Raw genomic sequence first — 20496 nt, forward strand, 5'->3', positions numbered from 1 at the left:
ATCCGCCGCCCCTTTTCGTTCGTCGTATCGGAGCACAAGCGTCCGGGAGCATTGCTAGCCCCGGACTATGCGATCCTCAGTATTTGACGCGGATGCGGGCGTAGTAGAACCCGCCGTTCATGCCGAACGGTCCGCCCGAGCGCGGGTAGACCTGCCCGTCGTTCAGCCCGCCCGAAAGCGCATAGATCGGGTTGACCGCCGATGCCTGGATCTTGTCGGGGTAGGTGTTGAACAGGTTGTTCGCGCCCAAGGTCAGCGTGAAATGCTCGGCAAAAGTGTAGCTGACGTCGAGGTCGAACAAAGCCTTCCCCCCGAAGATCTGCGACGCCGGTGCCGTTGTTGCGCCGGCGGCCGGTGCGACGAGGTTGTACTCGAGCGCGTTCGACCATTCGCCGAAATAATTGGCGCGGGCATTGATCGAGAAGTCGTCGATCTGCCACCCCGCCGACGCGGTAATGCGGTGTCGCGGGGCGAGGTTGGCGATATTGTACTGCTGCTGCAGGCTGACCAGCGGCTGTCCGGTGGTCGTCAGCTTGATGTTCTTCGCCTTCAAATTGTTGTAGCTATAGGCCAGCGTGAAGTTGATCGGCCCGCCCAGCAGCTTGGTGCGATAGTTCGCCACCGCCTCGATACCCTTTGACGAGACGTCGAAGCCGTTGGTGAAATAGTTCACCACGCCGCCGAGACCCACCGACGCCAGCGCCGGCAGCGCCGTGATGTTTGCCGGGGTCACCGTGAAGTTCTGCGAAATGCCGATGCGGTTCCTGATCTCGATGATGTAGCCGTCGACCGTCAGCGATAGCGCGCTGGTCGGTTTCAGCACGATACCCGCACCATAATTGGTCGACCGCTCGGGCTTGAGCAGCCCCGCGCCATAGAATTGCGCGATCGCGCTCGACGTTGGATAGGTGCCGGTCTGCACCTGATTGCCGCCGAGGAAGTTCGTCGTCACCACCTGCGTGTTGTTCTGGCCTGGCGAAGGCGCGTGGAAGCCGTTGCCGACCGTTGCGCGCAGCGAGACCGCGTCGGTCACGCGGAACAGCGCGTTCGCCTTTCCGACGACGACGCCGCCGAAGGTGTTGTAGTTCTCGTACCGGCCCGCAAAGCCGACCGTCAGCGCCTTGGTGATGTCGGTTTCGGCACCGACGTAGAAGGCGTAGCTTTTCTGGGTCGACACGCCCGCAAAGTTCGGGCTGGTGCCGCCATAGCCGCTCGCGGCCGGCGACTGGGTGGCGGTGACAGGCTGGACGGCGCCGTTGAGCAGGACCGGCGCGCCCGTCGCGTCGCGAACGACCGCGCGCTGGTATACGCCGGGCGCGATCTGGTCGTAGAGCGGCTGCGAGGCGTAGGGCCCTGCCCCATAGGATTGCAGGTCACCGGTCGTCTTCTCATACCGCTCGCGGCGATACTCCGAACCTGCCGACAGCACGATCGGGCTGTCGAAGCCGACTTCGAGCGGATAGGTGAAATCGGCGTTCAGCGTGATTTCGCTTTGGATCAGCTTGCCGAACTGGAAGCTGGTCTGGCTCTGCGGGCCGTACGACGCCGACAGCGAGTTGGTCATCGACAAGTCGAGCGAGTTGCGGCTCAACGTCCCCGACAGGTCGTAGGTAAAGCCGCTGTCGGCCTTGCCCTTGAAGCCAAGCGTTCCGTAGATCTGATCGACTTTCCCGATGAAGCGCGGCGTGAAGCCACCCGGATAGATGCTCGCGAAGCTGAACGTCGCGCCGTTGTTCAGCGGGAACAGCGTCGACGCCGAATTGACAAAACCACCCGTCGGGCAGCTCGCATTGCCCGCGGGGCAGGCCGTCGTGAAGATCGGGTTGAATGCTCCGTTGCGGCTCAATGACACCGTTTCGTTGGTGGTCCCGTTGTTACGGACGAACCCGCCATTGGTTTGCGAGGGACGATAGTTGAAGCTCTGGTCCGTCTCGCTGTGTGCCAGGTTTCCGGTGAAATAGATCTGGCTCTGCGCGCCCACGTCGAGCGCCGCATTGGCAAACAGCTTGTAGCCATGGCCTGGCGACGTTCCCCAGATCTGCGCCGGGTTCGGCACAGCGACTGAGGGGTTGTTCGCCTGGATCGTGATCGCGCTGGCACGCGTCACGCCGCGGCTGGTCTGCCCCTGGTCGTAATATTCACCCGCAAGGCTGACGAAGCCGCGGTCGCCGATCTTCAGCCCGCCATATCCCGAAAAGATCTTGCTTTCGCCGTCGCCGCGATAGGTCTGTCCGTAAAGGGCCTGCGCCTCGAAGCCTACGTCCTTGCGGATCGAATAGTTGAGCACGCCCGCCAAAGCGTCGGCGCCATATTGCGCGGTGGCGCCGTCACGCAGCACCTGCAGGTTGCCAATCGCGATCGCGGGGATGTTGCCGATGTCGGAGCCCTGCGACCCGAACGACAGCGCCGTGTCGGCACCGGTGTAGACGTTGACGAGCGCCGAACGATTGTACCGCTTGCCGTTGATCATGACCAGGATCTGGTCCGCACCCAGGCCGCGCAGCGACGGCGCGCGCACGAAGGTCGATGCGTCAGAGATGGTGTTCTGCGGGACGAAGAAGGACGGAACAAGGTTCCTGACGGCGTCGAGCATGTTCACGGCGGGCTGCGAGGCCAACTCGGCTGAGCTGATCACATCGATCGGGGATGCCGAATCGGTGATTGATCGATCGGTCCGGCGCGTGCCGATTACGACGATATCGCTTGGCGCGTCCTGCGGCTCGGCGGCGGCCGGTGGGACTGGTGCGGGTGCTGCAGGCGCCGCGGGTGCGGCAATCGCAGGCGAAGCGGCAAGGCCGGCAATCAGCGCAAGCGTGGAAATGGACTGTCTCAAAATCACGGCTAATCCCCCAAGGTTCGGTATGTTTCGGTGTATCGATCCCGTCGCATGTGCTGTCGCATGGCGGCGGACACAGTTCCCCCTGCCGCAAAGCTCGGCATTGCAATATTACTTCCAAACATCTGACACGTTCATCTTAGGCGAGCACAACCACATCTGTGCCGCATCGTGCGCTCTGGAAACGTCGTGTTGCTGACCACAACTCGGCACAGTCAAGTCGCCGGAGTCATCATCGCCGCATCTGTTCCGAATCGGATTGCGCCACAGGTCGTTTCACGATGCAATATAAAGTTCACGTACGGACACAAACGGACAGCAATTAGGCCGATTTCGGCCCCACTATTGCGTTTGGGCAACGCTTTTGCAGCTGACCCTCCGCACCTCGACAGTTGACAGCGCGCGCCGTCTCGCATAGCTGGCGCTTCTTTCCCGCGCCCGGCGTGCCGAGCGTGGGGCACAGGTATTTTTGAAAGTGATGAGGGCCATGTTCGCAATCGTGCGCACAGGCGGCAAGCAGTATCGCGTTGCCGCCGGAGACAAGATCGTCGTCGAGAAGCTCGACGGTGAAGCTGGGGCGTCGATTACGCTCGCAGACATTTTGCTGGCGGGCGAAGGCTCGGAGATGGCATCGCTCGAGGGCCTGACGGTCACCGCCGAGATCATCGCGCAGGCGAAGGCCGACAAGGTCATCGTCTTCAAGAAGCGTCGTCGCCACAACTATCGTCGCAAGAACGGTCATCGCCAGCGTCACACGATCCTGCGCATCACCGCGATCGGCGACCATAAGGCAGCTGACAAGAAGTCCACCGAAGCAGCGGCGCCCGAAGCGTCGGCCGCTCAGGCGTAAGGAGTAATCCCAGATGGCACATAAGAAAGCAGGCGGCTCTTCGCGCAACGGTCGCGATTCGGCCGGCCGTCGCCTTGGCGTCAAGAAGTTCGGTGGCGAAGCCGTCATTCCGGGCAACATCCTCGTGCGTCAGCGCGGCACCAAATTCTATCCGGGCGTCAATGTCGGCATCGGCAAGGACCACACCCTGTTCGCGCTGACCGAAGGTCGCGTGACCTTCCACCAGGGCAAGCTCGGTCGCAAATTCTGCTCGGTAGAAATGCCGGTAGCGATTGCTGCTGAATAACATCGGGTAACCGGACGGGTTGCCCACCAGGGCGATCCGGGTTCTCTAGCAGAGAACCGAAACAAGGGAGACGGGTCGCCCCGGCTCCCTTTTTTCATGCTCCCTCCCCCACCCATTGTCCTCTGTTCGTCACGCAAGACGGGCAAAGGGCGGAGACGAGGAGAGTATAGATGTTCGCTCGGACCCCGAGACTGACGCTGCGGCCGCCTTGGCCGGAGGACGCGCCTGCGCTGACGCGGGCGATCGCGCATGAGAGCGTGGCGATGAAGCTGGCACGGCTGCCCTGGCCCTATACCGAGGCCGACGCCGCGGAGTGGCTCGCCTTCCCCCGCACTTCCACCGACGCGACCTGCCTGATCCTGAGCCATGACGACGCCTACCCGACGGTGATCGGGGCGATGTCGATCGAGGCGCGCTTTGACGGGCACGAGCTCGGCTATTGGCTGACGCCCGACGCCTGGGGTCGCGGCTATGCGACCGAGGCGGGCGAGGCGATGCTGGGCATGGCCCGCCACGCGCTGGGGCTGAAGCGGCTGCAGTCGGGCTATTTCCTCGACAATCCCGCATCGGGCAAGGTGCTGGCCAAGCTCGGCTTCGAGCGAACCGGCGAGGAAATGCGCCATAGCGTTGCGCGCGGCCACGCCGTGCCCTGCGCCACGCTGGAGCTCGACCTCGCAATCGCGGCACGAACGCCGGTTTTTAGCTTGGCGGCCTGAACCTACCCGTCACCCCGGCCTCGTGCCGGGGTCCACTGTCGCCCGAACCCGCCAGTTGCGGCACGGTGGATGCCGGGACACGCCCGGCAGGACGGAGCGTGGACTCAGGCCGCGACCGCCAGGCGCGGCAGTACCGCAGCGGCGTAATCGCTCTCAGCGAGCGCGATGAGCTTGCGATCATCGTGATTCCACGGATGGAAGCCCGGCAGGAAGAACGCCAGCCAGGCGCCGAGGATCTTGCGCGCCATGCCCGGCTTGCCTAGCGCGTACCACACGATCCCGCGATGCGCGCGCCAGCCGGTGATCCCGTCCTGCCGCAGCAGCTCGAGCATCCCCTTGTAACGCCCGGCAAAGAACTTCTGCGTCGTGCCAATCATCACCAGCGCCTTGATCTTCCAGCGCTTGCCACGGCTCCACTCGCGCGTCGCGTGCAGCCAAGTGTCGTAGGCGACGCCCTTATGCTCGATCTCTTCGGCGGCATGCCAGCGCCACAAGGCCGCGGCCTGCTCGTCGCCGCCAGCAAGGTGGCGCGGATCGGCGATCAGTTCGTGCGCCAGCATCGCGGTAAAATGTTCGAGCGCCATCGTCGCGGCGAGACTCGCGATCGGCGGGCGGCCCTTGGTCAGCGCGAGCGCCTGGTCGATATGCTGTTCGAGCAGCTTGGTGTCATAGCCCTGGTCGGTGACATGGCGGTTGAACGCGACATGCTCGCGGGTGTGGATCACTTCCTGCTTGATAAAGGCCTGAATCTCGGCGTGGAGCCGCGGCGGCGTGCCCTCGCGGAAATTGCGGACGCTGTCGACGAAGAACCCCTCGCCCTTCGGAAAGGTCACCGACAGCGCGTTGTAGAACGCGGTCGCGAACGGATCGTCGTTGAGCCACCAGCGGCGCATCTGGACGCCGCGACCGAAGCGCAGGTCGCGCGGGGTGATGGTCAGATCGGCGGGACTGGTTGCTTTCGCCACGAAAACCTCCAAACAGCAGGACAACAGGCCTCGAATTAAGCGTTACTTACACCAGTGTCAATAGTCCGCAAACGTCTCAGCCCCGAAGAATCGCGCGAGGCCGCGATCGAAGCCGCCCGTGCCTTGCTCGTCGAACAAGGTCCGCAAGCCGTAACGCTCAAGGCCGTCGCTGCGCGAATCGGCCGGACGCACGCGAATCTGCTCCACCATTTCGGCTCGGCGGCGGATCTGCAGAAGGCGCTGATCACCCACCTCGCCGACACGATCACCGCGCAGATCGGTGCGGCAGCCCGGCGTGCCCGCGCCGGCGAGCAGGATCCGCGCGTCGTCGTCGACATGACCTTCGACGCCTTTGCGCAAGGCGCGGGCGCGATGGCGAGCTGGATGATCCTGACCGGCAACGAGGATGCGCTCGACCCGATCCTCGAGGCGATCCACCGCCTGGTCGACGATCTAGCCGCCGATCCCGACATGGTCGGCGGCAAGCCGATCCATGAGGAAACGCTACAATTGGTGCTGATGGCACTGGGTGATTCGCTGCTCGGCGGACCGATGGCGAAGGCGCTCGGCCTGCCGCTCGGGACCGCGCGCGAGCTCGCACTCGAACAGCTGATCTCGGCGCGCGCGCCGGCGCTCGCAGCGACTGGCTAAAAATCGCATCTTCGGCTATGGGCCGCCGATGCATTTTCTAGACCAAGCAAAGATCTTCGTCCGGTCGGGCGCGGGTGGCCAAGGCGCCGTCAGCTTCCGCCGCGAAAAGTTCATGGAATATGGCGGCCCCGACGGCGGCAATGGCGGTAAGGGCGGCGACATCATTTTCGAGGCCGTCCCCGGTCTCAACACGCTGATCGACTTCCGCTACACCCAGCATTTCCGCGCCCCGCGCGGCCATGGCGGGTCGGGCTCGAACCGCACGGGTGCCGGCGGCGACGATCTCCTCATCCGCGTGCCGGTCGGCACGCAAGTGCTTTCCGAAGACAAGGAAGAGGTGCTCGCCGACTTCACCGTGCCGGGCGAGCGCGTCGTGTTCCTGCGCGGCGGTGACGGCGGCCGCGGCAACGCGACCTACAAGACCTCGACCAACCGCGCGCCGCGTCAGCACGGCACCGGCTGGCCGTATGAAGAGATGTGGATCTGGCTGCGGTTGAAGCTGCTCGCCGATGCGGGTCTCGTCGGGCTGCCGAACGCGGGCAAATCGACCTTCATCAACGCGGTGACCAATGCGCAGGCCAAGGTCGGCGCCTATCCCTTCACCACCGTTCGCCCGCAATTGGGCGTGGTGCGCCGCCACAATCGCGAATTCGTCATCGCCGACATTCCCGGCCTGATCGAGGGCGCGGCCGACGGCGCGGGGATCGGCGACCGCTTCCTCGGGCATATCGAGCGCTGCAAGGTGCTGCTCCACCTGGTCGATGCGACCGAGGAAGACCCTGTGGGTAACTACCGGATCGTGCGTGGAGAACTCGACGCGTACGGCGGTGGGCTTGTGGATAAGCCGCAGGTGATCGGCCTCAACAAGATCGATGCTTTGGAGCCCGCCGAGGTCAAGAAGCTCGTCACCAAATTGAAGCGCGCAAGCAAGGCGGATGTCCTGCCGATGTCGGGCGCAGGCGGCACGGGTATCGAGGCGGTGGTCGAGCGGCTGATCGAGGAAATCGGCCCGCCCGAAGGCGCACCCGCGCGCGACGATGACACGCCGGGGGAATGGTCGCCGGTTTGAGGATCATCCTTGGTGCCGTACCCTCGAGATGATAGTCTCGTGTGATGCGACACGATCCCGTTTATCGCCCGATCACGGCCGACGAATTCCTCGAAATGGATTTCGGCACCGACAAGCGATTCGAACTGCATCGTGGCGTCATCTACATGATGGCGGGCGGCACCGAGCCGCACGCTTGGGTGCAGCTGAATATCTCGACTTGGCTTCGCACCCGACTGCGCGGGTCGGGCTGCCGACCGTATGGCCCGGACATGGCGATGCGGATCAGCGAGATCGATATTCGCTACCCCGATATCAGCATCTATTGCGATCAGCCGCCGCGCGATGCGCTGACGCAAGCCAAATTGCTCGATAAACCCACGGTCGTGATCGAAATCCTCTCGCCAACCACAGCGATGTTCGATCAAGGCACGAAGCTCGAGGAATATCAGGCGATACCGAGCATCAGGACGATCGCCTTCGTCGATACGTCGAACGAAATGTGTCGCACGATTGAGCGGACCGACACGGGTTGGTTCGATCAGATGTTTTCGGGCGAACGCGGCATTCCGATCCCGGCGCTCGACCTGACGATCCCCCATGCCGAGATTTTCGCGCGCGACTAACGGTGATTGGCGCGCGCGCCGCCACGCGCTAACGCAAGCGCAATGTCCGCTTTCTCCCCCACCTCAGTGCCGCGCCTGATCGTCAAGGTCGGCTCGTCGCTGCTCGTCGCGCCCGATGGCACGGTACGGCGCGCCTGGCTGGCGAGCCTCGTCGCCGATATCGCCGCACGCGCGCGTGCCGGACAGGAGATCGCCGTCGTATCCTCAGGCGCGATCGCGCTCGGCGCGCGGCGCCTGAAGCTCCCCAAAGGCGGCCGCGCCAGCTTGGAAGACGCGCAGGCCGCCGCCGCGACCGGGCAGATCGCGCTATCGCAAGTCTGGGCCGAGCTTCTCGGCGCCGAAGGGCTTACCGCGGCGCAGATGCTCGTCACGCTCGACGATCTCGAGGATCGCCGGCGCTATCTCAACGCCTCGGCGACGCTCGGACGCCTGCTGTCGCTCGGCGTGGTGCCGGTGATCAACGAGAATGACAGCGTCGCCACCGCCGAGATCCGCTTCGGCGATAATGACCGGCTCGCCGCGCGCGTCGCGCAAGCCGCGGGCGCGCAGGGCGTGATCCTGCTGTCCGACATCGACGGGCTGTACGACGCCAACCCCAACACCAATCCGGACGCAACGCTGATCCCGCGCGTCGAGCGGATCGACGCGCGGATCGAGGCGATGGCCGATGGCGGCTCGGGCTCGGGCATGGGGTCGGGCGGCATGGTCTCGAAGATCGCCGCCGCGCGGATCGCGACCGCGGCCGGCGCACATCTCGCGATCGTGTCGGGGCATGTCGACCATCCCCTCGCCGCCTACGATTCGACCGGGCGCGGCACGGTGTTCGTCGCCGAGAAAGCCGCGCCTGCGCGGAAAGCCTGGCTCGCGGGCGGGCTGACAGCCAAGGGCGAAATCGCGATCGATGCCGGCGCGGCCGCCGCACTGACCAGCGGCAAGAGCCTGCTCGCGGCAGGCGCGACCACGGTGTCGGGCGGCTTCGCGCGCGGCGATCTGGTCGCGGTGGTCGGCCCCGACGGGCGCACCCTCGCGCGCGGCTTGAGCGAATATGACATGGCCGACGCCGCCGCCATCACCGGCAAGCGCAGTGCCGAGCATGCCGCGATCCTCGGCTATGCACCGCGCGCCGCATTGATCCATCGCAACCATATGGCGCTGCTGTGAGCCATCGCGACTCGGCCGGCATCGGCAAGGGAGACCAGATTTCATGAGCGTCCTGGCCATCACCGGCGGCACCGGCTTCGTCGGATCGCACGCGATCACGCTTGCGCTCGCGGCGGGACATGACGTCCGCGCCCTCACCCGCCGCCCGCAACCGCCGCGCGCTGGCGTGACCTGGATCGAGGGCGCGCTCGACACGCCCGATGCGCTCGATGCGCTCGATCGCCTCGTTATGGGGTCGGATGCGGTCGTCCACATCGCGGGCGTGGTCAACGCGCCCGATCGCGCCGGCTTTGCCGCGGGCAATATCGCCGGCACCCAGGCGATGATCGACGCCGCGACTCGCGCGGGCGTGCGCCGCTTCGTCCACGTCTCGTCGATCGCCGGACGCGAACCTTTGCTGTCCAACTACGGCTGGTCGAAAGCCGAATCGGAACGCGTCCTCGCCGCGTCGGGGCTCGACTGGGTCGTCGTCCGCCCGCCCGCGATCTACGGGCCAGGCGATATGGAGATGCGCGACCTGTTCCGCATGGCGAAGCGCGGCGTTGCACTATTGCCGCCAGGCGGCCGCGCCTCGGTGATCGCTGCCGACGATGTGGCCGATCTGCTGATCGTGCTGGCCACCCACGCGACGCCGCGCCTGATCATCGAGCCCGATGACGGCCGCCCGGGCGGATGGAGCCATGCCGAGATGGTCCGCGCGATGGGTGTCGCCGCCGGCCAACATCGCGTGCTGCCGATCGCGCTGCCCAAGGCGATCCTAACGCTCGGCGCGAAGCTCGATGGAGCCTTTCGCGGCAAGGGTGCGAAACTTACCGCCGACCGCGTCGGCTATCTGTCGCATCCCGATTGGGTTGCCGACCCCGCCAAACGCCCCGACCCCGCTTTGTGGCGCCCCAAGGTCGATACCGCGACAGGCTTTGCCGAGACGGCAGCATGGTATCGCGCGAACGGCTTGCTATAGGCGTGCTACAAAGCTGCCGCATTTATGCGGCATCGACGACAAGAGTGATCAAGGACCGACCATGAGCGACCGCCAGGCCATTTACGATACCGTCACGGCACAGATCGAACCTTTCAACAAAAAGGGTGTGACGCTGAGCGATGCGACGACGTTCCAGGGCGACCTCGAATGGGACAGCCTGACCGTGATGGATTTCGTCGCCGCGATCGAGGACGAATTCGAGATCATCATCACGATGAACATGCAGGCCGAGATCGAGACCGTCGGCCAGCTCGTCGACGCCGTCGCCAAGCTGAAGGGTTGATCCGATGAGCGATGCCGGCCTCGTCACCGAAAAGCTCCCCGCCGACCCCGTCGAGGTCGCCCCCGAGCACGACCTGATGTCGAAGTTCGACGCGCTCATCGCCGAGCGCCAGGCCCTGATCGACACCGGCGTCACCGATCCGTTCGCGATCGTGATGGAACAGGTCAAGTCGCCGACCGAGGCGGTGATCGCCGGCAAGGACACGATCCTGCTCGGCACCTACAATTACATGGGCATGACCTTCGACGCCGACGTGATCCAGGCGGGCAAGGATGCGCTCGACCAGTTCGGCTCGGGCACCAACGGCAGCCGGATGCTCAACGGCACCTTCCGCGACCATATCGAGGTCGAGGACGCGCTGCGCGATTTCTACGACGTGTCGGGCGCGATCGTCTTCTCGACCGGCTATATGGCCAATCTCGGGATGATCTCGACGCTCGCCGGCAAGGGCGAGTATGTCATCCTCGATGCCGATAGCCATGCGTCGATCTATGACGGCTGCAAGCAGGGCAATGCCGAGATCGTCCGCTTCCGCCACAACGACGTCGCCGATCTCGACAAGCGCCTCGGCCGACTCCCCAAGGATGCGGGCAAGCTGGTCATCCTCGAGGGCGTCTATTCGATGCTCGGCGATATCGCGCCGCTCAAGGAGATGGTCGCCGTCGCCAAGAAGCACGGCGCGATGGTGCTCAGCGACGAAGCGCATTCGATGGGGTTCTATGGCCCCAACGGCCGCGGCGTGTATGAGGACCAGGGCTGCGAAGCCGATGTCGACTTCATCATCGGCACCTTCTCCAAGTCGGTCGGCACTGTCGGCGGCTTCTGCGTGTCGAACCACCCGAAGTTCGAGGCGATCCGCCTCGCCTGCCGCCCCTACATCTTCACCGCCTCGCTGCCGCCGTCGGTCGTCGCGACCGCAGCCACGTCGATCCGCAAGCTCAAGCACGCACACAAGAAGCGCGCGCAACTGTGGGACAATGCCCGCTCGCTGCACGGTGGGCTCAAGGCGCTCGGCTTCCAGCTCGGCACCGAGAATCCCGACAGCGCGATCATCGCGATCATCCTCGACGATCAGGAACGCGCGGTCGCGATGTGGCAGGCGCTGCTCGACGGCGGACTCTACGTCAACATGGCACGCCCGCCAGCGACGCCCGCAGGCACCTTCCTGCTGCGCTGCTCGCTCTGCGCCGAGCATACGCCCGCACAAATCGCCACCGTGCTCAAGATGTTCGAGGCAGCGGGCCGAAGCCTGGGTGTGATCGGCTGAACCGCCGCCCGAGCCTATCCACGAGTCTTGCCATAGGTTAGACTGATCCGATGAGCGGGACAGCGGGCGAAGCGAGCGACGACGACCCGTCACGGTCGATCTGGCGCACCATCACGCTGGTCGTGGTGGCGGCGCTGGGCGTCTTCGTGCTCGTCGCACTGATTCTGACGCTCGGCGACGCCAACCGCCAGCGCGACCGCGCGCTCAAACTCCAGACGCACAGCTATGAGGTGATGATCCTCTCGGCGAACCTTTCGGGGACGATCGCGCGCGCCGAGGCGTCGCTCGGCCGCTACGTCATCAGCGCGGATACCAATCTCGGCCAGACCTATTCGGCCAATTGGCAATTGGCCGGCCAGCAACTTGGGCGGCTCGACCGGATCACGCGCGACAATCGCGAGCAGCAAGCGCTGATCATCCCGCTGCGTCGCGCCTTCGATGCGCGCGGCGCCGAACTGTCGACGATCGCGCTCAACACGTTCTACAAGCGCAACGGCCAGGCGATCCCGCTCTATTACAAGGCGCGCCAGTCGGCGTCGCTCACCGAGATCGACGATCTGCTCGACAAGATCGGGACGCAGGAGCGATCGCTGCTGGCCGACCGCACCGGCGACGCCATGCGATCGGTGGCGCGGTCGAGCGGGCTTGCCAGCACGCTGTCGGTGCTCGGCATCCTGCTGCTGGTCGGCGCGGTGGCGCTCGGCTGGCTGACCGTGACCGCGCTCGGCCAGCGCGCGGTTGCGCGCGCCGAGGCCGATGCCGAGCGCGATCGCGCGATCGAGCTCGAGGCGGCGGTCGAACGCGCTTCGGCGGTGCTGCTCGCGCAGGAAAGCAAGCTGCGGCAGGTCCAGAAGATGGAAGCGGTCGGCCAGCTCACTGGCGGCATCGCGCATGATTTCAACAATATGCTGGCGGTCGTGCTCGGCGGACTCGAACTCGCCAAGCGCCAGCTCGGCGCCGATTCGAGCGCCGCGCACCGGCACATCGACAATGCCACCGAAGGCGCCAATCGCGCTGCCGCACTGACGCGCCAGTTGCTCGCTTTCTCGCGCGAAGAGGCGCTGCGCACCGAACCGATCGAGCCGGTCGCCTTGGTGCTCGGCATGTCGGACCTGCTCGACCGCACGCTCGGCGACGGCGTATCGGTCGCGGTCGATGCCGCGCAGGACGCCGCCTGGCTGGTGCGTTCGGATCGCCACCAGCTCGAAAACGCCGTGCTCAACCTCGCGGTCAATGCGCGCGATGCGATGAACGGGCGCGGCACGCTGACGATCACCGCGGCGGGGGTGACGCTGACCGAGGGCGCGGTCGGAACGTGCCATGCCGGCGACTATGTCGCGCTGCGCGTCGCCGACACGGGCTGCGGGATGAGCGCCGATCTGCTCGAACGCGTCTTCGAGCCGTTCTTCACCACCAAGCCGGCCGGCAAGGGCACCGGCCTGGGCCTGAGCCAGGTCTTCGCCTTCGTACGCCAGGCCGATGGCCAGGTCGGGCTCGAATCGGTCGTCGGGGAAGGGACGACGGTGACGATCTACCTCCCGCGCTATCACGCCGAGGCCGCCGGCACGCCGCGCCCGGAAGCCAAGGCCGACGCGCCCGTCGAGCAGCCCGCGCTCGACATTCTGGTCGTCGAGGACGACCCCCGCGTGCTCGCCGCGACGATGGGGGCGCTTGCCGAACTCGGCCATCGCCCGATCGCATGCGACGATCCGCTCGCCGCGCCGGCGATGCTCGCGCAGGCCGGGCATGTCGACCTGCTCGTCTCCGACGTGCTGATGCCGGGGCAGACCGGCCCCGAAATGGTCGCCGCACTGCTGCCCGGCCACCCCGAGCTCGCGATCCTGTTCGTCACCGGCTATGCCGGCGAGGCGGGCGGCGAGGCCGAATTCGGCGGGCATCACGTCCTGCGCAAGCCCTTCACGCTGATCGCGCTCGAACGCGCCGTCGCGGCCGCGATCGCCGCGCGCGCGGCGACCATGCTCGACCGCATCGCGGCGGAGTGATTTGGTAGCTGACGCGGCCCCTGCGCCTCGATATAGCCGCTCGATGCGGGTGTTCCCTTCCCTCCGGCCAGAAGCCCTTCGCCCCAGCTCATGAAATCCATCGACCGCTATCTGGTGCGACTGATCGCGGTGCCGCTCTTTGCGACGCTCGTCATCTTCGCGATGCTGCTCGTGCTCGATCGCATGCTGCGGCTGTTCGATTTCGTCGCGACCGAGGGTGGCCCGGTCAGCGTGGTGTGGCGGATGCTCGCCAATCTGCTGCCCGAATATTTCGGCCTCGGCATCCCGGTCGGGCTGCTGCTCGGCACGCTGCTCGCCTTCCGCAAGCTCGCGACCTCGTCCGAGCTCGACGTGATGCGCGCGGTCGGCATGAGCTACACGCGGATGTTGCGCGTGCCCTACATGTACGCGGTGGCGCTCTGCCTGCTGAATTTCGCGATCGTCGGCTTCGTCCAACCCGACGCGCGCTACAATTACGAGAAACTGCGGTTCGAGCTGCGTACCGGCGCGCTCGGCGCATCGATCAAGGTCGGCGAATTCACGCATTTCGGCAATGGCATGACGCTGCGGATCGAACAGAGCCACGACAATGGCCGCCGCCTGTCGGGCATCTTCCTGCGCAAGGACGACAATAAAGGCGGTTCGATCGCGGTGACCGCCGAGACAGGTCAGTTCTTCGCGACCGACAATCCCGACGAGATCATCTTCCGCCTGACCAACGGGACGCTGGTGCGCACCGAAGCGAAGGTCGCGACGCCGCGCGTGCTGCGCTTCAGCAGCAACGACCTGCCGATCCCGCTGCCCAAGACCGAAAATTTCCGCGTCCGCGGCGGCGAGAATCTCGAGCGCACGCTGCCCGAGCTCGCGCGAATCGGCAGCGACCGCAAGGCCGACAAGGAACTGCGCGACACCAGCCGCGCGGCGTTCCACTTCCGCACCGCCGAAGTGCTGTCGATCCTGCTGCTGCCGCTGCTTGCGCTCGCGCTCGGCATCCCGCCCAAGCGCTCGACCTCGGCGCTCGGCGTGTTCCTCGCGATCATCATGATCGTCGCCTATCACAAGGTGAACGAATATGCGCAGGCGGTCGGCGGGCTCGGCAAGATCGATCCGGTGCTGGCGATCTGGATCCCGTTCACGGTGTTTGCGGGGCTGACGCTGTGGATGTTCTACACGATCGCCTATGTCCCCGGCGGGCAACCGATCGGCGCGCTCGAGCGGGTCTTCTCGAAGCTCGGCAAATTCGTCCGCAAGCTGCTCCCCGGTCGTCGCGATAAGGGCGCCAAGGCATGATCTCGTTCGAGCTGTTCCCGTCGCGCACCGTCTCGCTCTACATGGGCAAGATGTTCCTGATCCGCACCTTCGCGGTGCTGGCGATGTTCGTACTGGTGCTGCAGGCACTCGACCTGCTGAGCGAGAGCGGCCACATCCTGGCCTATGCCGGCAACGGCCAGGCCGAGATCACGCGCTACCTGACACTGCGCATCCCCGAGATCATCGCGACCTTCCTGCCCTTCTCGGTACTGCTCGGCACGATCATCACGCTGTCGACCCTCAACCAGAACAGCGAAGTCATCGCGCTCAAGGCATCGGGGCTGTCGGCGCACCAGATTCTCGCGCCGTTGCTCGTCGCGAGCCTCGGCGTCGCGATCATCTCGTTCAGCTTCAACGACCGCATCGTCAGCCGCGCGACCGCGACGCTCAACCAATGGCAGAAGGTAGATTACGGCCCCTTGCCGATCGACCGTGGCGACCGGGCCAATGTCTGGGTGCGCGATGGCGACGACCTGATCCAGGTCGAGCAGGTGCGCGGGCATGGCGATGCCGCCAAGCTTGGCGGGATCACCCTGTTCGACCGCGAGGGCGGCAGCCTGGTCGCGATCGTCTCGGCCAAGACCGGGGTGCGCGTGTCCGATGGCTGGAAGGTCGGCCCGGCGACACGCTTCGACGTGGCGACCGGCAAGCTGACGCGTCTCTCGTCGATCGTGATCGGCCGCGACGTTCGGGCCGACCAGTTCACGCTCGCGACGATCGACGCCAACGGCCTGTCGTTCGGCGGGCTCCACGCCGCGATCGCCGATCTCAAGGCCGGCGGACGCCCGACCAAGGCGCTCGAGGGCGCGATGTGGCACAAATTGTCCGGCCCGCTGTCGTCGATGCTGATGCCGCTGCTCGGCGCGGTCGCGGCGTTCGGGCTAGCGCGCTCGGGCAAGCTGTTCGTCCGCGCGGTGATCGGGATGATGCTCGGCTTCTTCTACTTCGTCGCCGACAATTTCGCGCTGGCGATGGGCAATCTGGGCGCCTACCCGCCGTTCCTTGCGGCGTGGGCGCCTTTCCTGCTGTTCCTGATGATCGGCGAAGCGGTGCTGATCCGCACCGAGGAATAAGCGCACGCCGTAGCGATTGCCGGGAGCGATGAGGCCCGGAGTTTGATTCGGCGGTCAGGGTTTCAGCCGCGACCGCCGCCTAGTGCAGAGGTCAGCCATGCCTCCCGGCAGGATAGGTCGGTCCCCGAAAGACGGCATGGGTTCGCTTCAAACGCACCCGATCAGGCTATCGATCGCACCCCGCCCCCGTTCGCCCGGAGCCCGGACGGGAGTAGGAAGCCTAACCGAAACACCGTGTCAGGCGCGGCGTCCCATCGTGCTGCGCACCAGCCGCGAGACCAGTCCCGGCAACCCGGGATAGCTCGCCTTGTGATACGGCGATTCAGGCGCCAGCGCGGCTGACAGGCGACGATGCGCCTCGGCCAGGCCATGATACGGCACGCCGGGGATCAGATGATGCAGCGCGTGATAGCGCAAGCCAACCGGCGCCCAGAGAACCGGCAGCAAGGCCGGCGGCGGCACGTTCACCGTGTCGAGATATTGCGCGGTGACGGTCATCGTCTCTCCCTCATTCTCCCACAGATGCGCGACAAGCGTGCGAATCTGGTTGAGAACATAGGTGACCGACAGGATGCCGCCGAAGATCAGGGCCTGATGCAGCGGCAGCACACCCGTCGCGATCACGCCGATCAGGACGATCGCCCATACGCTGCACGCGATCTCGAGCCGCAGCATCTGCCGCGCGACATCGCCCTCGGGCATGCGGCGGCGGAACGACGGGTTGATCGACAGCGACGAATAGCGCTCGACCAGCGTGCGGCGAAGCCCGGGCACGACCAACGACAAGGGGCTCAGCACACCGAAGCGGACCAGCAGCGCGATCGGCGCGAGCACCGCGGTCAGGATGAACACCGGCAACGTCCACGGCTTCATCAAAGCGAGCGGCAGATATTCCGGATCCTCGACCGTGCCGTAGCGCGTGCGCGCATGGTGAAGGTTGTGGACGCCTTCGTACATGAAGCTCGGCACCAGCAGCGGCACGCCGGCAATCATGTTCCAGCCGAGCCGGAAGCCCGGCACCGACGCATGGCGCATATGGGTGATTTCGTGGATGAAGCTCCCCGCGCGGTACAAGGCCAGGATCGCGACCAAGGCCGCCACGAGTCCGACGCCAAGCGACAGCGTCGTCATCGCGACCGCCAGCCCGGCATAGCCGATCCCGGCCGAGAGCAGGAAGTCGGTCCAATAGACGAGCGGGCGTGGCGCGTTGAGATCGCGCGTCAACTCGGCAACGGTGCGCAGCATCGCGCGGTCGTCGGCAATGCTCGACAGCGCCACGCGCGGAGCAACGGTTGGCGCCGCAGCGCGCAGGTCCAGGGAAATCGAAGCGTTCATGGAGTGAGCCATTGCAAGAAGATAGTGGCTAGATGGTGGCAAAACAGGGGGGAACCGAGCGATTGCTTGACAGCGACCTGCCGGACCGGGAAGGGCTCGGCGCGATCTCCTCAAGGTGAACCGCTCATGGCCCCTGCCCCGCTAACCATCCGGCCGATCGACAGCAAGGCCGATCGCAAGCGCTTCGTCGATCTGCCGTTCCGGCTTTACGCCAACGATCCCAATTGGGTGCCGCCGCTCAAGGGCGAAGCGCTCGGGCTGATCACGCCCGAGAAGAATGGCTGGTTCAGCCATGCGATCGCACAGCTTTTTCTTGCCGAGCGCGGCGGCAAGGTCGTCGGGCGGATCTCTGCGCATATCGACACGCTCGCGCTGACGATGGATCCGGCCAAGGGCTTCGGCCCGGGATGCGGACAATGGGGCCTGTTCGACGCGGAAGATGCGACGATCGCGGCAGCTTTGATCGCGGCGGCCGAGGGCTGGCTGCGCGAGCAGGGCATGACGCGGGCGCTCGGGCCGATCAGCATGTCGATCTGGGAAGAGCCGGGTCTGCTGATCGAGGGCTTCGATCATCCGCCGACGATCATGATGGGCCATGCCAAGCCCGAATATCGCGGCTGGATCGAGGCGGCGGGCTATCACAAGGTCAAGGAACTACTTACCTACGACCTCGACATCACCAAGGATTTTCCCCCGCTGCTCCAGCGGATCATCGCGTCGGGCGAGAAGAATCCGCGGATCCGGATCCGCAATGTCGACAAGACCAAGTTCGAGGAAGAAGCCGCGATCATCCTCGCGATCCTCAACGATGCCTGGGCCGACAATTGGGGTTTCGTGCCGCTCACCCCGCCCGAGATCAAGGATGTCGGGGTCAAGCTCAAGCCGATCGTGTTCAACGACCTGATCCGCATCGCCGAGGTCGACGGGCGCCCGGTCGCGTTCATGATCGACCTTCCCGACCTCAACGAGGTGATCAAGCCGCTCAAGGGCAATCTGCTCCCGTTCGGCTGGGCCAAGATCCTGCTATGGCTGCGCAAGCCCAAGGTGCGCACGGTGCGCGTGCCGTTGATGGGGGTGCTCAAGGAACTGCAGTCGTCGCGGCTCGCCAGCCAGCTCGCCTTCATGCTGATCCAGTACATCAAGGATGCCTCGGTCGAGCATTATGGCGCGACGCGCGGCGAGATCGGCTGGATTCTCGAGGACAATCAGGGAATGCGCTCGATCGCCGATGCGATCCAGTGCACGATCAACAAGCGCTACTGGATCTTCGAAAAGACGCTGTGACCTGATCGGGGGGACCTGATCGGGGGACCTGATCGGGGGGGGACCTGATCGGGAGGACGACGCACCAGCGCCTCCCCCCGATCGATCGGGCACGATCGCTCAGTTCTTGGCAAGCGGATCGAAACCCTCGTCGATCCATTGCGCGCGGGTGCGGCAGGTCTTGTGCGGGATCCGCGACCCGGTGATCGTTTCGACGATGCAATAGCGCGGATTGGACTGGCGCTGCGTCGCAGTCGGCGAAGCGGCGTCGATCGGCACCGCGACGCCGGTAGCTGCCGGGCGTGCTTCCCGCGCGATGACGGGCGAGCTCAGGATGCTCAAAGCGCTCGTGGCAAGAATCAGAAGCTTGGTCATGGTCGGTCCTCCGCAAAGTGGGCGGGTCCGGTAAGTGGCCCGCTACCCTACCACTGCATTAGTCGTGCCAAACACTTAAAGCCTTGAAATCCGAGGTTTTTGATCGATTCTACGAGACAATTGACGGTGCCGATTACCAAGAACCGGCGCAAATTCCCAATTTGGCGTTCCGTGTGCGATGTGCCCGATTCCGGCGCCACCTCGGCCTTGCGCCGGGGCCCGAGGTGCCGCGCGGTCTACCCCTCCGAAATGTCAAAACCGGGGTGACGAAGAGGGATAGGCTATGCCGACGCCAATGTGCGCCCTGCTATCGCAGCGTCACCCAGGTCGGCGCATGGTCGCTCGCTTTCTCGCGCGCGCGATAGTCCTTGTCGACGCCGGCATCGAGCAGCCGATCCGCCGCTATCGGGCTGAGCAGCAGATGATCGATCCGGAACCCCGCATCGCGCTGCCATGCGCCCGCCTGATAGTCCCAGAAGGTCCACACGCCGCCGCCAGGGTGACGCGTGCGCAGCGCATCGGTCCACCCCTGCGCGACCAGCGTGCGGAAGCCCGCGCGGCTCTCGGGCTGCATCAGCGCATCGTCCTGCATCGCGCGGACCGAATAGGTGTCATCGTCATTGGGGATGACGTTGTAGTCGCCCGCGAGCACGACCGGCAGTTCCTCGGCGAGCAAGACGCGCGCGCGCGCCGCGAGCCGATCGATCCAGCGCAGCTTATAGTCGAATTTGGGGCCGGGCCGCGGGTTGCCGTTGGGGAGGTAGATCGAGGCGATCACCAAGCCGTCGATCTCGGCCTCGAGATAGCGGCTATGCTCATCCTCGGGCTCACCCGCGAGGCCGCGCTGGCGCTCGACCGGGTCCTGGCCTTTCGCCAGGATCGCGACGCCGTTCCAGCTCTTCTGGCCATGCCACAGCACGCCGTAGCCGGCATCGCGGATGTCGGCTTCCGGAAAGGTCTCGTCGCTGGTTTTGAGTTCCTGCAGGCAGACAATGTCAGGCTGCTGCTCGGCGAGATATTCGAGCAGGCGCGGCAGTCGCGCCTTGATGCCGTTGATGTTGAAGGTAACGATCTTCACGTGGTGCAGCCCCTTGGTTGGGGCCGGACGTTACACCGAGAAGCTGGAACCGCAACCGCAACCCGACGCAGCCTGCGGGTTGGTCACCTTGAACGCCGCGCCGCCGAGTTCCTCGACATAATCGACCGCGGCCCCACGGACGAGATCGAGGCTGATCGAATCGACGACGAGGCGGACACCGTCCTGCTCGGCGACGGCATCATCGGCATCGACCGAATCGGCAAAACCGAACTTGTACTGGAATCCCGAGCAGCCGCCGCCATCGACCGACAGGCGAAGGATCGGCGGCTTGCCCTGCTTGCCCGCGATCATCGCGACGCGAGCGGCTGCGGAGGGCGTGAGCGCGATTTCGGGAGCGAGTGTGGCCATGCCGGTAAGATAAGCCTT

20 protein-coding genes are annotated in these 20496 nt (G+C 65.4%); 14 read left to right on the plus strand and 6 right to left on the minus strand.

From position 1 onward, the window contains the following. Window positions 1-76: 76 nt before the first annotated feature. Window positions 77-2839 (minus strand): TonB-dependent receptor plug domain-containing protein, encoded by a 2763-nt coding sequence (locus EAH76_RS10230; RefSeq protein WP_140850090.1) that lies wholly within the window; start codon window positions 2837-2839, stop codon window positions 77-79. Between the two features lie 484 nt (window positions 2840-3323). Between EAH76_RS10230 and rplU the strand changes: the two genes are divergently transcribed. The 3 genes from rplU (at window position 3324) to EAH76_RS10245 (ending at window position 4688) form a co-directional block, all read left to right on the plus strand. Then, window positions 3324-3686, plus strand: coding sequence for a 50S ribosomal protein L21 (gene rplU, locus EAH76_RS10235; protein WP_140850091.1), 363 nt, complete (start codon window positions 3324-3326; stop codon window positions 3684-3686). Window positions 3687-3699: 13 nt separating this feature from the next. Next, window positions 3700-3972 carry a 50S ribosomal protein L27 gene (rpmA, locus tag EAH76_RS10240; protein ID WP_140850092.1) on the plus strand — a complete coding sequence of 91 codons (273 nt, stop codon included), beginning with the start codon at window positions 3700-3702 and terminating at the stop codon, window positions 3970-3972. 170 nt (window positions 3973-4142) lie between these two features. Beyond that, window positions 4143-4688, plus strand: coding sequence for a GNAT family N-acetyltransferase (locus EAH76_RS10245; protein WP_140850093.1), 546 nt, complete (start codon window positions 4143-4145; stop codon window positions 4686-4688). Window positions 4689-4792: 104 nt separating this feature from the next. On the opposite strand, the gene EAH76_RS10250 is transcribed toward EAH76_RS10245, so the two are convergent. After that, window positions 4793-5653 carry a metal-dependent hydrolase gene (locus EAH76_RS10250; RefSeq protein ID WP_194150967.1) on the minus strand — a complete coding sequence of 287 codons (861 nt, stop codon included), beginning with the start codon at window positions 5651-5653 and terminating at the stop codon, window positions 4793-4795. A 54-nt stretch (window positions 5654-5707) separates the two neighbouring features. On the opposite strand from EAH76_RS10250, the gene EAH76_RS10255 reads away from it, so the two are divergent. The 10 genes from EAH76_RS10255 (at window position 5708) to lptG (ending at window position 16058) form a co-directional block, all read left to right on the plus strand. Next, window positions 5708-6304, plus strand: a complete 597-nt coding sequence (locus EAH76_RS10255) for a TetR/AcrR family transcriptional regulator (protein ID WP_140850094.1) — start codon at window positions 5708-5710, stop codon at window positions 6302-6304. A gap of 28 nt (window positions 6305-6332) precedes the next feature. Continuing rightward, the gene (gene obgE, locus EAH76_RS10260) at window positions 6333-7373 is read left to right on the plus strand and encodes a GTPase ObgE (RefSeq protein WP_140850095.1); all 1041 of its coding nucleotides are present in this window, start codon (window positions 6333-6335) and stop codon (window positions 7371-7373) included. A 44-nt stretch (window positions 7374-7417) separates the two neighbouring features. Beyond that, window positions 7418-7978, plus strand: coding sequence for a Uma2 family endonuclease (locus EAH76_RS10265; RefSeq protein WP_140850096.1), 561 nt, complete (start codon window positions 7418-7420; stop codon window positions 7976-7978). 42 nt (window positions 7979-8020) lie between these two features. Then, window positions 8021-9139: a glutamate 5-kinase gene (proB, locus tag EAH76_RS10270; RefSeq protein ID WP_140850097.1), complete on the plus strand. Its 1119-nt coding sequence runs from the start codon at window positions 8021-8023 to the stop codon at window positions 9137-9139. A 43-nt stretch (window positions 9140-9182) separates the two neighbouring features. Continuing rightward, window positions 9183-10100: an NAD-dependent epimerase/dehydratase family protein gene (locus EAH76_RS10275; RefSeq protein WP_140850098.1), complete on the plus strand. Its 918-nt coding sequence runs from the start codon at window positions 9183-9185 to the stop codon at window positions 10098-10100. A 61-nt stretch (window positions 10101-10161) separates the two neighbouring features. Next, window positions 10162-10404, plus strand: a complete 243-nt coding sequence (locus EAH76_RS10280; protein ID WP_140850099.1) for an acyl carrier protein — start codon at window positions 10162-10164, stop codon at window positions 10402-10404. A gap of 4 nt (window positions 10405-10408) precedes the next feature. Continuing rightward, window positions 10409-11671 (plus strand): serine palmitoyltransferase, encoded by a 1263-nt coding sequence (gene spt / locus EAH76_RS10285; protein ID WP_140850100.1) that lies wholly within the window; start codon window positions 10409-10411, stop codon window positions 11669-11671. A 50-nt stretch (window positions 11672-11721) separates the two neighbouring features. Then, window positions 11722-13674 carry an ATP-binding protein gene (locus EAH76_RS10290; protein WP_140850101.1) on the plus strand — a complete coding sequence of 651 codons (1953 nt, stop codon included), beginning with the start codon at window positions 11722-11724 and terminating at the stop codon, window positions 13672-13674. Between the two features lie 90 nt (window positions 13675-13764). Beyond that, complete coding sequence (gene lptF, locus EAH76_RS10295; RefSeq protein WP_194150968.1) at window positions 13765-14964, plus strand: LPS export ABC transporter permease LptF; 1200 nt, start codon at window positions 13765-13767, stop codon at window positions 14962-14964. Beyond that, entirely contained in the window at window positions 14961-16058 is a 1098-nt protein-coding gene (gene lptG, locus EAH76_RS10300) for an LPS export ABC transporter permease LptG (RefSeq protein WP_194150969.1), read from the plus strand. The genes lptF and lptG overlap by 4 nt, the downstream gene beginning before the upstream one ends. A 237-nt stretch (window positions 16059-16295) precedes the next feature. On the opposite strand, the gene EAH76_RS10305 is transcribed toward lptG, so the two are convergent. Continuing rightward, window positions 16296-17393 carry a fatty acid desaturase family protein gene (locus EAH76_RS10305; RefSeq protein ID WP_140850102.1) on the minus strand — a complete coding sequence of 366 codons (1098 nt, stop codon included), beginning with the start codon at window positions 17391-17393 and terminating at the stop codon, window positions 16296-16298. A gap of 126 nt (window positions 17394-17519) precedes the next feature. Between EAH76_RS10305 and EAH76_RS10310 the strand changes: the two genes are divergently transcribed. Then, window positions 17520-18677 carry an N-acetyltransferase gene (locus EAH76_RS10310; protein WP_140850103.1) on the plus strand — a complete coding sequence of 386 codons (1158 nt, stop codon included), beginning with the start codon at window positions 17520-17522 and terminating at the stop codon, window positions 18675-18677. Window positions 18678-18776: 99 nt separating this feature from the next. Here EAH76_RS10310 and EAH76_RS10315 read toward each other — a convergent pair whose 3' ends face one another. From EAH76_RS10315 to erpA, 3 genes are all read right to left on the minus strand, one after another. Continuing rightward, on the minus strand, window positions 18777-19031 hold the full coding sequence (locus EAH76_RS10315; protein WP_140850104.1) for a hypothetical protein: 255 nt from the start codon (window positions 19029-19031) through the stop codon (window positions 18777-18779). A gap of 307 nt (window positions 19032-19338) precedes the next feature. Next, window positions 19339-20109 (minus strand): exodeoxyribonuclease III, encoded by a 771-nt coding sequence (xth, locus tag EAH76_RS10320; protein ID WP_140850105.1) that lies wholly within the window; start codon window positions 20107-20109, stop codon window positions 19339-19341. 30 nt (window positions 20110-20139) lie between these two features. After that, window positions 20140-20478 (minus strand): iron-sulfur cluster insertion protein ErpA, encoded by a 339-nt coding sequence (gene erpA, locus EAH76_RS10325; protein ID WP_133189958.1) that lies wholly within the window; start codon window positions 20476-20478, stop codon window positions 20140-20142. Window positions 20479-20496 lie beyond the last annotated feature (18 nt).

It is taken from the genome of Sphingomonas glacialis, from assembly GCF_006439055.1.
GTDB lineage: Bacteria > Pseudomonadota > Alphaproteobacteria > Sphingomonadales > Sphingomonadaceae > Sphingomonas > Sphingomonas glacialis_A.